Genomic DNA, 12,750 nt, shown 5'->3' with positions numbered 1-12,750 from the left:
CGGCGCACAGGCCGGTGGCCGCCGGCCCCGCCCGGGAGGGGGCGGGACCGGCGGCCGTCCGGGCTCACTTGCTGAAGTCGGGCACCAGCTTGGTGTAGGCGGTCTCGACGTTGCTCAGCCCCTTGTCCAGCGACTCCTTGCCGCCGGCGATCTTGGGGAGCTCCTCGTCGAGCGGGGTCCACAGGGAGCTGTACTCGGGCAGCGCCGGGCGCGGCTGGGCGGCGGACAGGACGCCCTGGTAGCCGGCGATGCCCGGGTCGGCCTTGACCTTGTCCGTGTAGGCGTCGTCACGCGTCGGCAGCGTGGAGTTCTTCAGGGCGACGGTCTCCTGCGACGTGGCCGAGGTCATGAAGTTGACGAACTTCAGGGCGGCCTTCTGGTGCGCCTCGTCGGAGCCGGCGTAGACCGACAGGTTGTGGCCGCCGGTCGGGGCGCCCGCCTTGCCGGTGGAGCCGGCCGGGACGGTGGCGATCCCCAGGTTCTCCTTGTCCTTGAACGCGGAGCCCTTGTAGAAGTTGGTGATCTCCCAGGGGCCCTCGAGGATCGCGGCGACCTTGCCGTTGACGAACGCGTCCTGCTTGTGCGCGTAGGCGTCGGCGGTGGTGTCGGCCTTGACCAGGCCCTTGCCGTCGAACAGGCCGAGCCAGGTCTTGTACGCCTTCTTGGCCTCGGCGGAGTCGATGGTGATCTTCTTGCCGTCGGCGTCGACCGTGTCGGTGCCCTCGCCGTAGAGGAACGGCTGCCCGTAGTAGCCCGCGGTGGAGCCCAGGTAGCCGTCGACCCCGGTCTTCTCCTTGATGGTCGCGGCGGCCTTCTTCAGGTCGTCCCAGGTCTTGGGGGCCTCGACGCCGGCCTTCTTGAACAGGGCCTTGTTGTAGACGAGGGCCAGGGTGTCGGTGACCAGCGGCACGCCGTACGTCTTGTCCTCGTACTTCGCCTGCTCGATCAGGCTGGACTGGAACTTGTCCTGGTCCTTGAGGGCCTCGGTGCCGTCCAGCGGCAGGAAGTAGCCCTTCTTGGCGAAGGCGGGGGTCCAGCCGACCTCGGCGCGCAGCACGTCCGGGGCGCCCGAGGCACCGGCGGCGGTGTCGAACTTGTTCTGCGCCTGGTCGAAGGGGACGTTGACGTAGTTGACCTTGACGTCCTTGTTGGCGGCCTCGAACTCCTTGACCAGGGCCTTGTACGTCGGCGCCTCATTGGTCGCGTTGGAGGTGTCCCAGTAGGTGATGGTGACCGGACCGCCGGCCGAATCGCCGCTGTCGTCGCCGTTGCAGGCCGTCGCCGTGAGGGCGAGGGACGCCACCAGCGCGGTGGCCGCTATGCCACGCCGCATGAGTTCTCCTTGAGGGTGAAAGCCCGTGTGCCGCAGGGGCGGTCCCGTCCGCCTGTCCTGCCGGCTCGCCGACCGCCTCGTTGCTGCCGCCGGGCGACGTGAACGTAACAGCGTTGAAAGCGCCGCGAAAGACCTTGCAGCAAAAAAGTGAAAGAACCGGCGGAAGTTACCCGTCCGTGACCTGCGTCCACGCCCGGAAAACCGGCCACAGACCGCCGCTCAGCGGGACATCGGACAGTTGTGCAAGACTCTGCAAGCTCTTGCCATACCTTGCGGGTCCGAGGATCATCACCCGTCAACGCCCCGCGAGAGCCACCCACGCTCCGCGGCGCACGAGGCGGACCGGCCAGACCACGACCAGCACAAGGGGACGCGATGACGCAGCAGCCCGCAGCGGGCCGCAAGCCCGCCCGTACGAGGCGAGCGGCCGGTGGGCAACGGGAGAATCGGCCGGTACAGTCCAGTCCTGTGACCACACGGCTTGCCGACATCGCAGCCCAGGCGGGGGTCAGTGAGGCGACTGTCAGCCGCGTCCTGAACGGGAAGCCGGGCGTCGCCGCGACCACCCGCCAGTCCGTCCTGGCCGCCCTCGACGTCCTGGGCTACGAACGCCCGGTACGGCTGCGCCAGCGCAGCGAGGGCCTGGTCGGGCTGATAACCCCGGAGCTGGAGAACCCGATATTCCCCGCGCTCGCCCAGGTCATCGGCCAGGCGCTGACGCGGCAGGGGTACACACCGGTCCTCGCCACCCAGACCCCCGGCGGCTCCACCGAGGACGAGCTGACCGAAATGCTCGTCGACCGGGGCGTGGCCGGCATCATCTTCGTCTCCGGACTGCACGCCGACACCTCGGCGGACATGCAGCGCTATGAGCAACTGCGCGGCCAGGGCGTGCCCTTCGTCCTCATCGACGGCTTCTCGCCGAAGGTGCAGGCGCCGTTCATCTCCCCCGACGACCGGGCCGCGATGTCGCTGGCGGTCACCCACCTTGTCTCGCTCGGCCACACCCGGATCGGTCTCGCGCTCGGCCCGAAGCGTTTCGTGCCCGTGCAGCGCAAGATCGAGGGCTTCGTGCGCACCGTGCAGGACCAGCTCGGACTGCGCCCCGACGACATCGAGGAACAGCTGGTCCAGCACTCGCTGTACACGCTGGAGGGCGGCCAGGCGGCGGCCACCGCGCTCATCGACCGGGAGTGCACCGCCGTGGTGTGCGCCAGCGACATGATGGCGCTCGGCGCGATACGGGCGGCCCGGCAGCGGGGCCTGGAGGTGCCGCGGGACGTCTCGGTGGTCGGCTTCGACGACTCGCCGCTCATCGCCTTCACCGACCCGCCGCTGACGACCGTGCGCAAGCCGGTTCCGGCCATGGGCCAGGCCGCGGTGCGCACGCTGCTGGAGGAGATCGGCGGAACACCCGCTCCGCACAGCGAGTTCGTGTTCATGCCGGAGCTGGTGGTACGGGGGTCGACTGCCTCGGCCCCTGGGGAACGAAATCGTCCTTAAGGCGGAGAACAAGGCGGCCGGAGGACTCCCCGGGGCGTAGGAAATGCGACCGGGACCCGACCGGGGGATGATCGGTGGGGAAAGGCTTTTCTGGCAGACTCCGTCTACATGGGTGAGACCACCGTGACGACACTGGAAGGCCCGCGGCAGGCCGCTCCACAGTCCGTCGCGGACCGGCCGGAGGGATCCTCACGGGGCTCCCTCCTGCGTCGGCTGCGAACCCCGCGCCGCCCCCGCTTCTGGTTCGAGATCCTGCTCATCGGCGTCAGTTACTGGACCTACTCGCTGATCCGCAACGCGGTCCCGGAGCAGAGACGGCAGGCGCTGCGCAACGCCGACTGGCTGTGGCAGGCCGAACACCATCTCGCGATCGCCGTCGAGGAATCCGTCAACCACGCCGTGAACTCGGTGACATGGCTGATCGTCGGCATGAACTACTACTACGCGACGCTGCACTTCGTGGTGACGCTCGGCGTCCTGGTCTGGCTCTACCGCAGCCATCCCGGCCGGTACGCCGCGACCCGCACGACCCTGTTCGTGACGACCGCCGTCGCCCTGGTCGGCTACTACTTCGTGCCGCTCGCGCCGCCCCGGCTGATGCGCGGCGAGTCCTTCGTGGACACCGTCGTGGCCCACCAGACCTGGGGTTCCATGGCGTCCGGCGACCTGAAGAACATGTCGAACCAGTACGCGGCGATGCCCTCCATGCACATCGGCTGGTCGCTGTGGTGCGGCCTGACGGTCTTCGCGCTCGCCTCGGTGCCGTGGGTGCGGGTCCTCGGCCTGCTGTACCCGGCGGCCACGCTCGTCGTCATCGTCGCCACGGCCAACCACTTCTGGCTGGACGCGGTGGGCGGCGCGCTGTGCCTGGCCTTCGGGTTCACGGCGGCGGGACTCTGGTACGAGGCGCTGCCGTACCGGCTGCCGCGGCACGTTCCGGCGGGCAAGGGGCCGGCGAGCGAGGAGTCCCGGTCCGCCGCCGGGGCTCACGCCCCGTAGAAGAGCGTCTCCACGACCGCGCGGGCCCGCCGGGTGGTGCGCCGGTAGTCGTCGAGCATGTCCCCGGTGTGCGGTGCCTGCTCCTCCTCCGCGGGCCCCGGACCGTAACCGAGGTAGCGCCCCACCGCGGCCAGTTCCCGCCCGTCCGAGGGGAAGGTGTCGCCGGCCCGGCCCCGTACCAGCATCACCGCGTTGCGGACCCGGGTGGCCAGGACCCACGCCTCGTCCAGGATCGCCGCGTCCTCCGCGGAGATCAGCTCCGCGGCGCACGCGGCGGCCAGCGCGGCCCGGGTCCTGGTGGTCCGCAGCCCCGGCTCCGCCCAGCCGTGCCGGAGCTGGAGGAGCTGGACCGTCCACTCCACGTCGGACAGCCCGCCGCGGCCCAGCTTGGTGTGCAGGGTCCGGTCGGCGCCGCGCGGCATCCGCTCCGACTCCATGCGCGCCTTCAGCCGGCGGATCTCCCGTACGGCGTCCTCGCCGAGCCCCTCCGCCGGGTAGCGCAGCGGGTCGATCAGCTCGGTGAAACGGCGCCCCAGGTCCTCGTCGCCCGCGACCGGCTCCGCGCGCAGCAGCGCCTGGGACTCCCAGACCAGCGACCAGCGGCGGTAGTACGCCTCGTACGACTTCAGGCTGCGGGCCAGCGGTCCCGACTTGCCCTCCGGGCGCAGATCGGCGTCGATGAGCAGCGGCGGGTCCGCGCTCGGGACCTGGAGCAGCCGCCGCATCTCCGAGACGACGGTGTTCGCCGCCTGGACGGCCTCCTGCTCGCCGACGCCGTCGCGGGGCTCGTGCACGAAGAGCACGTCCGCGTCGGAGCCGTAGCCCAGCTCGTGCCCGCCGAAGCGGCCCATGCCGATGACCGCGAACCGGATGGGCAGGGTGTCGCCCCACTTGTCGCGCACCACGGCCCGCAGGGTGCCCGCGAGGGTCGCGGCCGTGAGGTCGGAGACCGCGCCGCCGACCAGATCCACCAGGGCGCCCTGGTCGGCCACGGCCGGGGTCTCCTCGGTGCCGTAGGAGGCGACGATGTCGGTGGCCGCCGTACGGAACAGCTCGCGCCGCCGCACCCCGCGGGCGGTGGTGACCGCCTGCTCTCCCCCGTCGGCACGGCGCACCGCGGCGAGGATCTCCTGCTCCAGGTGGGCGCGGGACCTCGGTGCGAGGCCGCCCCCGTCCCCGTCGCCGAGGAGTGCCACCGCCTCGGGGGCGCGCATCAGCAGGTCGGGGGCGAGGCGGCCCGCGGACAGCACCCGGGCCAGATTCTCGGCCGCCGCCCCTTCGTCGCGCAGCAGCCGCAGGTACCAGGGCGTCTTGCCGAGCGCGTCCGACACCTTCCGGAAGTTGAGCAGTCCGGCGTCCGGGTCGGCGGAGTCGGCGAACCAGCCGAGCAGCACCGGCAGCAGCGTCCGCTGGATTGCCGCCTTGCGGGTGACCCCCGAGGCCAGCGCCTCCAGGTGGCGCAGCGCGGCGGCCGGATCGGCGTAACCGAGCGCGACCAGCCGCTCCCGGGCCGCGTCCGGGCTCAGCCTGGCCTCGCCGGGCGCGAGCTGGGCGACCGCGTCGAGGAGCGGCCGGTAGAAGAGCTTCTCGTGCAGCCGCCGTACGACGGACGCGTGCCGCTTCCACTCGCGGTTCAGGGTGGTGACCGGGTCGGTGCGCAGGCCGAGCGAGCGCCCGATGCGCCGCAGGTCGGCCTCCTCCTCGGGGACCAGGTGGGTGCGGCGCAGCCGGTAGAGCTGTATGCGGTGCTCCATGGACCGCAGGAACCGGTACGCGTGGTCGAGCTGCTCGGCGTCGGCCCGCCCCACGTACCCGCCGGACGCCAGGGCCTTCAGCGCGTCCAGGGTGGTCCCGCTGCGCAGCGAGGCATCCGCCCGCCCGTGCACCAACTGGAGCAGTTGCACGGCGAACTCGACGTCCCGCAGGCCGCCGGGGCCGAGCTTCAGCTCCCGCTCGATCTCGGCGGCCGGGATGTTCTCCACCACCCGGCGGCGCATCTTCTGCACGTCGGGGACGAAGTTCTCGCGCTCGGCGGCGTGCCAGACCAGCGGGGCGAGCGTGGCCACGTACTCCTCGCCGAGGGGGATGTCCCCGGCCACCGGGCGGGCCTTGAGCAGCGCCTGGAACTCCCAGGTCTTGGCCCACCGCTGGTAGTACGCGAGGTGGCTGGCGAGGGTCCGCACCAGCGGGCCGTTGCGCCCCTCGGGCCGCAGATTGGCGTCGACGGGCCAGATGCTGCCCTCGACGGTGGTCTCCGAGCAGATCCGCATCAGGTGCGAGGCCAGCCGGGTGGCGGCCTGCACCGCCTTGGCCTCGTCGGCCCCCTCGGCCGGCTCGCACACGAAGATGACGTCGACGTCGGAGACGTAGTTCAGCTCGTGGCCGCCCGTCTTGCCCATCGCGACCACCGCGAGTCTCGCCGCCGCGGCGTCGTCGGGCGCCGCGGCGCGGGCGATCGCGAGCGCGGCGCGCAGCGTGGCCGTCGCCAGATCGGCCAGCTCGGCGGCGGTCTGCGCCACGTCGGTGGTGCCGCACACGTCCCGCGCCGCGATCGACAGCAGACAGCGCCGGTAGGCGACGCGCAGCGACACGGGGTCCGTCGCCTCGGCGAGCCCGCGCTCGAACTCCTCCACCCCGGGGTGCAGGTCCTGCGCCTCGTACGTCACCAGGGCCTGCCAGTCCCGGGGGTGGCGGGCGAGGTGGTCGCCCAGCGCCTCGGAGGCGCCGAGCACCCCGAGCAGCCGGTCCCGCAGCGGCTTGGCCGCTATCAACGTGTCCAGCAGCTCCCGCTGCGCCGTGCGGCCGTCCTGCGCCTCGACCAGCCGGACCAGGCCGAGCAGCGCGAGATCCGGGTCCGCGGTGGCCCCCAGCGCCTCCAGGAAGACGGGATCGGCCCGTACGGGCTCCAGCTCGGCGCTCTGAAGCAGCCGCTCGGCCGCGGACGGATCGGTGAAACCGTGCCGCAGCAGCCGAGTGAAGGTACTGCTCCTGCGTCCCGGCGCCGCCGCCATCTCCGGCCTCCTGTCGGATCAAGGTCGTACGGTCCGAGCCTAACCGGGAATCTTCCGGGCAGCGGAAGTCCGGTCGGCGCGGTGGCGTTGCGAAGCAATCTCGGCTTCGGTGTTCGGTGAAAGCCGAGACGAAGGGATGCGCGCCATGGACATGAGTCTCGAAGTGATCCTGCTGCCGGTCTCCGACGTGGACCGGGCCAAGGAGTTCTACCGCGACCGGGTCGGCTTCCACGTCGACCTCGACGGCGAGGTGATGGAGGGGGTGCGGATCGTGCAGCTCACCCCGCCCGGCTCCGGCTGCTCCATCGCGCTCGTCGACGGCCTCCAGGTCCCGACGGGGACGCCGCGCCCCGGCACGTACCACGGCATGCAGCTCTGCGTCGCCGACGCCAAGGCGGCCTACGACGAGCTGCGGGCGCGCGGGCTCGACCTCACCGAACCGCAGGAGTTCTCCCCGGACGACGGCGGCACGTTCATGTACTTCACGGACCCGGACGGCAACGGCTGGGCGATCCAGGAGTACCGGCAGCGCGCCACGACACCGCTGTACCGGCTGCTGGCGGAACAGGCGGGGCCGGGTCGGTGACCGGCCGGGGCGCGTCCGGTCACCGACCCCGGCCGGCTGCACCGCTGGTATGACGACAGGCCGGTGTCCGGCCGTCCAAGGTGCGCCGGTGCGCACAAGTGCAGTGCGGGCGGCCGGACTTCGCGGGATGGACGCGCGGTACGTCGACGCCCTGGTGGCCGTGGGTCTCGCGGCGGCCTCCGCCGTGGCGGGGCGGCAGTACCACCCGGCGGGCTGGCCCCGGTTCGACGCGCTCGCCTACGTGCTGAGCGTGCTGGTCAGCCTCCCGCTCGCGTGGCGCAGGCGCGCCCCCGTGCCCGTACTGCTGGCGTCCTGCGCGGCGTTCGCGGTGTACATCGCCGCCGGGTACCAGCCGTCGCTGAACTTCTGGGGGCCGATGGTGGCGCTGTACGGCGTCGCCGCCCACCGGCCCCCGCGTACGGCGGCGGCCGGGGCGGCCCTGACCGCCGCCGTCATCTTCTACAGCGGTCTGTCCGCGCCGGAGCTCGGCGTACTGATCGCCGTCGTGCAGGCCGTGGTGGTGCCGAGCGTGGTGTGGGTGTTCGGCAACGGCGCCCGGCTGCTCGCCGAGCGCAATCACCAACTGGCCGCCGTGACCGCCCAGTTGCGCCTGGAACAGGAGTGGCGGGCCCGGCAGGCGGTCGTCGAGGAGCAGCGCCGCATCGCCCGCGAGCTGCACGACGTGGTCGCCCACCACATGTCCGTGATCAGCGTGCAGGCCGGGATGGCGGGTTACGTCTTCTCCACCGCGCCCGAGACGACCCGCGCGGCCCTCGGGACGATCGCCGAGACCAGTCACGAGGCGCTGCGCGAGCTGCGCCGGATGCTGGTGCTGCTGCGGTCGGGGGCGGAGGACGCCGTGGGCGGCGGGGAGGACGGGGACGGCCGGGGCGACGGGACCGTCGACGACCGGACGCCGTACGCGCCGATGCCCGGGCTGGCCCGGCTGCCGGAGGTGGCCGGACGGATCAGGGCCGCGGGCGTGCCCGTGGAGGTGCGGACCACCGGGGAGGTACGGCCGCTGCCGCCCGGCGTGGACCTGTGCGCCTACCGGGTCGTGCAGGAGGCGCTGACGAACGTGCTCAAGCACGCCCGCTCGGCGAACGTCACCGTGCTGGTGGAGTACCGGCCGGACCTGCTCGTCATCACGGTCACGGACGACGGCGGCGACAGCCGCGACGACCGCCGGGACCGCTCACTTCACGCCAACGTTCCGCCCCCGTCCGGCCACGGCTTGATCGGCATGCGGGAACGCGCCAGGCTCTACGGCGGAACAGTGGACGCCGGCCCACGGGCCGAGGGGGGATTTCGCGTGCGCCTCACCCTTCCCACCCGCACCGGCGCCGAAGGCCCCGGCCGGCGAGGAGAGCAGCCCTCCCCATGACCGGAGTCACCAGAGTGCTCGTGGTCGACGACCAGGGCCTGATCCGCGCCGGTCTGGTGGCGCTCCTGCGGGTCGCTCCCGGCATCGAGGTCGTCGGCGAGGCGGAGGACGGCGAGACGGCGGTGGAGCGCGCCGCCCGCCTCCGGCCGGACGTGATCCTGATGGACATCCGCATGCCAGGGGTGGACGGCATCACCGCCACCGAACGCATCCTGGCGAGCGCCACAGACCCCGTGCCGCGCATCCTGATGCTGACCACCTTCGACCTCGACGAGTACGTGTACGCGGCGCTCCGCGCCGGGGCGTCCGGCTTCCTGCTCAAGGACACCGGACCCGAGCGGCTGATCGAGGCGGTCACCGCGGTCGCACGCGGCGACATGCTCTTCGCGCCCAGCGTCACCCGCAGGCTCATCGAGGTGTACGTGCGGCGCGAGGAACCGCCGCCGGACACGACGGCGGGCATCGAGGCGCTCACCGCCCTCACGGACCGGGAACGCGAGGTGCTCCGGCTCACCGCGAAGGGGCTCTCCAACACCGAGATCGCCGGCCGGCTCTTCATCAGCGAGGCCACGGTCAAGACCCACCTGAACCGCACGATGACCAAACTGGACCTGGGCAGCCGCGCCCAGGCGGTGGTCGTGGCGTACGAGACGGGTCTTGTGCTGCCGGGGGGTTCGGCGCCCTGAGGGGCGCCCCGCCCTCCCCCGTACGGGGCGGGGCCGTCACACCTCCCCCGGGCCCTGAACACGAGCCACGCCACGTGTGACGAGTGCAAACCTACGGAACGGCGGCGGCCGGGGCGTCAGCCCGTGGATGTAGTCCCCGGTAAACCTTCGCTGTAGGTCACTCGCTTCTACAGCACCGGCAGGTTCTTCCGCAGCTCGAACGCCGTCACCTCGGAGCGGTACTCCTCCCACTCCTGCTTCTTGTTGCGGAGGAAGAAGTCGAAGACGTGCTCGCCGAGGGTCTCGGCGGCGAGTTCGCTGCGCTGCATGAGGGTGAGGGCCTCGCCGAGGTTCTGCGGGAGGGGCTCGATGCCCATCGCGCGGCGCTCGGCGTCCGAGAGGGCCCACACGTCGTCGTCGGCGCCCGGCGGAAGCTCGTAGCCCTCCTCGATGCCCTTGAGGCCGGCGGCCAGGAGCAGCGCGTACGCCAGGTACGGGTTCGCGCCCGAGTCCAGCGAGCGGACCTCCACCCGGGCCGAGCCCGTCTTGCCGGGCTTGTACATCGGGACGCGGACCAGCGCGGAGCGGTTGTTGTGGCCCCAGCAGATGTACGAGGGCGCCTCGCCGCCGGCGCCCGCCGTGCGCTCGGAGCCGCCCCAGATGCGCTTGTACGAGTTGACCCACTGGTTGGTGACCGCGGAGATCTCCGCCGAGTGCTTCAGCAGACCGGCGATGAAGGAGCGGCCCACCTTGGAGAGCTGGTACTCGGCGCCGGACTCGTAGAACGCGTTCCGGTCGCCCTCGAAGAGGGACAGGTGGGTGTGCATCCCCGAGCCCGGGTGCTCGGAGAACGGCTTCGGCATGAAGGTCGCCTGCACCCCCTGCTCCAGCGCCACCTGCTTCATGACCAGGCGGAACGTCATGATGTTGTCAGCCGTGGAGAGCGCGTCCGCGTACCGCAGGTCGATCTCCTGCTGGCCCGGGGCGCCCTCGTGGTGGGAGAACTCCACCGAGATGCCCATCGACTCCAGCATCGTGATCGCCTGGCGGCGGAAGTCCATGCCGACGTTCTGCGGGGTGTGGTCGAAGTAGCCCGAATTGTCGGCGGGGGTGGGGCGCGAGCCGTCCAGCGGGCGGTCCTTCAGCAGGAAGAACTCGATCTCCGGGTGGGTGTAGAAGGTGAAGCCCAGGTCGGAGGTCTTGGCGAGGGCGCGCTTGAGGACGTAGCGCGGGTCCGCGAAGGACGGGGAGCCGTCCGGCATCAGGATGTCGCAGAACATGCGCGCCGTGCCGGGCGCCTCCGCGCGCCAGGGCAGCACCTGGAACGTGCCCGGGTCCGGCTTGGCGATCATGTCGGACTCGTAGACCCGGGCGAAGCCCTCGATGGCGGAACCGTCGAAGCCGATGCCCTCGTCGAACGCCTGTTCAAGCTCGGCCGGGGCGACGGCCACCGACTTCAGGAAGCCGAGCACGTCGGTGAACCACAGGCGCACGAACCGGATGTCGCGCTCCTCGAGTGTCCGGAGCACGAACTCCTGCTGCTTGTCCATTGTCAGCTTCCACCCATCCTTGCCGGTCAGGCCGCCTGCTCCCACGCCCTCGGGGATGAGCGGGGCACCTGAGCATCCCACCACAACACCATTTCATGCGCGTTGCGCATCTTGATCGGCCGGCCGACCGGGGCCTGAACGGATCACGCACGGCCGGGGACGGCCCGCTTCACTGCCTCGCTGCCCATAGTGCCTGTTCATCCGGGCCCGGCGATACCGAGGGGCAGACCCGGCCCCCTTGTGCCCGGGAGGGACGCGCGGACACCTTCGGACATTCCTGTGACCTTCCTGCGTAAGGCGCACCCGTTCCTATTACGATCAGCGGACCCGACCGTCCCTTCCGCATAAGGACTCGCCATGGGTTCCGCCAAGAACACCAGCACCGCCTCGCGCACGTCGCGCATAGAGGAGATGCGCCGTGCCGAGCGTTCCCGCGAGCGCCGCAACCGGATTCTCGTGATCGCCGGAAGCGTCGTGGCCGTCGCCGCGCTCGTCGCCGGGGGCGCGTACGTCGTCACCTCGCAGTCCGACGACAAGAAGGACGACGCCGCCAGTGACTCCAAGGGCGCCTCGGGCCACTTCGTCACCGGGTCCGACGGGGTGAAGACCTGGAAGGGCACGCTGGGCCGCACCCACGTCACCAAGACCGTGGACTACCCGATGAACCCCCCGGTCGGCGGTGACCACAATCAGGTCTGGATGAACTGCAACGGCGACGTCTACACCAAGGCGATCAACGACATGAACGCCGTGCACTCGCTCGAGCACGGCGCGGTCTGGGTCACGTACAACAGCAAGGCTTCGGAGAGCGACGTCAAGGCGCTCGCCGAGAAGGTCAAGCAGACCCCCTACACGCTGATGAGCCCGGTCGAGGACCAGAAGGACCCGATCATGCTCAGCGCGTGGGCGCACCAGCGCACGGTCACCGGCGCGAGCGACCCGGACCTGGCCAAGTTCTTCGAGACCTACGTCCAGGGCAAGCAGACGCCGGAGCCGGGGGCCGCCTGCACCAACGGTCTGTCCCAGTGAGCGGGGCGGACGGTCCGGGGCGGATGAAGCACGCGGGCTGGATCGCGGGGGCCGCGGCGGCCGTCCTCGTGGCGGCCGGCGCCGTCACCTACGCCGTCGCCGACGGGGACGGATCCGGCTCCGGGACGAAGGCGCCGGCCACCGATTCCGCCGACGCCGGTTTCGCCCGCGACATGGCCGTCCACCATCAGCAGGCCGTCGAGATGTCGTACATCGTGCGCGACCGCACCGACGACGAGGACGTGCGGCGGCTCGCCTACGACATCGCCCAGACCCAGGCCAACCAGCGCGGCATGCTGCTCGGCTGGCTCGACCTGTGGGAGCTGCCGAAGGTTTCGACGGACCCGCCCATGACCTGGATGGGCATGGGCGGGCTGACCTCCGGCAAGGACGGTGCGCTGATGCCGGGCATGGCCACGAACTCCGATCTGAAGAAACTGAACACCCTCAGCGGCGAGAAGGCCGAAATCTTCTACCTGCAACTGATGACCGACCATCACCGCGGCGGCGTCCACATGGCCAAGGGGTGCGTCGAGAAGTGCACGGTCGGCGCCGAGGTCCGGCTCGCCCGGGGGATGGTGGCCTCGCAGCAGTCGGAGATCGATCTGATGGCGGGGATGCTGAAGGAGCGCGGGGTCGGGTCTGAGGGGTGACCCCGAGCCCTGCTTTTTCTGCGGGCCGGCTGAGGGA

General features: G+C 71.3%; 10 protein-coding genes. 7 read left to right on the top strand and 3 right to left on the bottom strand.

Features of this window, described 5'->3' with window-relative positions; genetic code table 11:
- Positions 1–64: 64 nt before the first annotated feature.
- A complete protein-coding gene (locus ACFV6E_RS34865; protein ID WP_385467155.1) occupies positions 65–1,333 on the bottom strand; it encodes an extracellular solute-binding protein in 1,269 nt (422 codons plus the stop codon).
- A 468-nt stretch (positions 1,334–1,801) separates the two neighbouring features.
- On the opposite strand from ACFV6E_RS34865, the gene ACFV6E_RS34860 reads away from it, so the two are divergent.
- Complete coding sequence (locus tag ACFV6E_RS34860; RefSeq protein ID WP_385467152.1) at positions 1,802–2,836, top strand: LacI family DNA-binding transcriptional regulator; 1,035 nt, start codon at positions 1,802–1,804, stop codon at positions 2,834–2,836.
- Positions 2,837–2,944: 108 nt separating this feature from the next.
- Positions 2,945–3,835, top strand: coding sequence for a phosphatase PAP2 family protein (locus ACFV6E_RS34855; protein WP_385163443.1), 891 nt, complete (start codon positions 2,945–2,947; stop codon positions 3,833–3,835).
- Here the strand turns inward: ACFV6E_RS34855 and ACFV6E_RS34850 are convergent.
- Positions 3,823–6,846 (bottom strand): bifunctional [glutamine synthetase] adenylyltransferase/[glutamine synthetase]-adenylyl-L-tyrosine phosphorylase, encoded by a 3,024-nt coding sequence (locus ACFV6E_RS34850; protein ID WP_385467149.1) that lies wholly within the window; start codon positions 6,844–6,846, stop codon positions 3,823–3,825. The genes ACFV6E_RS34855 and ACFV6E_RS34850 overlap by 13 nt on opposite strands.
- A 145-nt stretch (positions 6,847–6,991) precedes the next feature.
- Between ACFV6E_RS34850 and ACFV6E_RS34845 the strand changes: the two genes are divergently transcribed.
- From ACFV6E_RS34845 to ACFV6E_RS34835, 3 genes are all read left to right on the top strand, one after another.
- Complete coding sequence (locus ACFV6E_RS34845; protein WP_385163449.1) at positions 6,992–7,432, top strand: VOC family protein; 441 nt, start codon at positions 6,992–6,994, stop codon at positions 7,430–7,432.
- Between the two features lie 88 nt (positions 7,433–7,520).
- Positions 7,521–8,816, top strand: a complete 1,296-nt coding sequence (locus ACFV6E_RS34840) for a sensor histidine kinase (protein WP_385467146.1) — start codon at positions 7,521–7,523, stop codon at positions 8,814–8,816.
- Positions 8,813–9,502, top strand: a complete 690-nt coding sequence (locus ACFV6E_RS34835; protein WP_385163456.1) for a response regulator — start codon at positions 8,813–8,815, stop codon at positions 9,500–9,502. The genes ACFV6E_RS34840 and ACFV6E_RS34835 overlap by 4 nt, the downstream gene beginning before the upstream one ends.
- Before the next feature lie 167 nt (positions 9,503–9,669).
- Here the strand turns inward: ACFV6E_RS34835 and glnA are convergent, their stop codons facing one another.
- The gene (gene glnA, locus ACFV6E_RS34830) at positions 9,670–11,031 is read right to left on the bottom strand and encodes a type I glutamate--ammonia ligase (RefSeq protein WP_385163459.1); all 1,362 of its coding nucleotides are present in this window, start codon (positions 11,029–11,031) and stop codon (positions 9,670–9,672) included.
- Between the two features lie 357 nt (positions 11,032–11,388).
- Between glnA and ACFV6E_RS34825 the strand changes: the two genes are divergently transcribed.
- Complete coding sequence (locus tag ACFV6E_RS34825) at positions 11,389–12,060, top strand: DUF3105 domain-containing protein (RefSeq protein WP_385163462.1); 672 nt, start codon at positions 11,389–11,391, stop codon at positions 12,058–12,060.
- A gap of 23 nt (positions 12,061–12,083) precedes the next feature.
- Positions 12,084–12,713, top strand: coding sequence for a DUF305 domain-containing protein (locus tag ACFV6E_RS34820; protein ID WP_385467143.1), 630 nt, complete (start codon positions 12,084–12,086; stop codon positions 12,711–12,713).
- The last annotated feature ends 37 nt before the right edge of the window (positions 12,714–12,750 follow it).

It is taken from the genome of Streptomyces sp. NPDC059785 (genome assembly GCF_042732375.1).
Lineage (GTDB): Bacteria > Actinomycetota > Actinomycetes > Streptomycetales > Streptomycetaceae > Streptomyces.
The sequence above is the reverse complement of the archived record's forward strand: the minus strand, read 5'-3'. Positions and strand labels throughout refer to the sequence as shown.

Coding starts and splice junctions, on each gene's coding strand:
- ACFV6E_RS34865 (WP_385467155.1), bottom strand. CDS start 1,333: ATGCGGCGTGGCATAGCGGCCACCGCGCTGGTGGCGTCCCTCGCCCTC.
- ACFV6E_RS34855 (WP_385163443.1), top strand. CDS start 2,945: ATGGGTGAGACCACCGTGACGACACTGGAAGGCCCGCGGCAGGCCGCT.
- ACFV6E_RS34850 (WP_385467149.1), bottom strand. CDS start 6,846: ATGGCGGCGGCGCCGGGACGCAGGAGCAGTACCTTCACTCGGCTGCTG.
- ACFV6E_RS34845 (WP_385163449.1), top strand. CDS start 6,992: ATGGACATGAGTCTCGAAGTGATCCTGCTGCCGGTCTCCGACGTGGAC.
- ACFV6E_RS34835 (WP_385163456.1), top strand. CDS start 8,813: ATGACCGGAGTCACCAGAGTGCTCGTGGTCGACGACCAGGGCCTGATC.
- glnA (WP_385163459.1), bottom strand. CDS start 11,031: ATGGACAAGCAGCAGGAGTTCGTGCTCCGGACACTCGAGGAGCGCGAC.
- ACFV6E_RS34825 (WP_385163462.1), top strand. CDS start 11,389: ATGGGTTCCGCCAAGAACACCAGCACCGCCTCGCGCACGTCGCGCATA.
- ACFV6E_RS34820 (WP_385467143.1), top strand. CDS start 12,084: ATGAAGCACGCGGGCTGGATCGCGGGGGCCGCGGCGGCCGTCCTCGTG.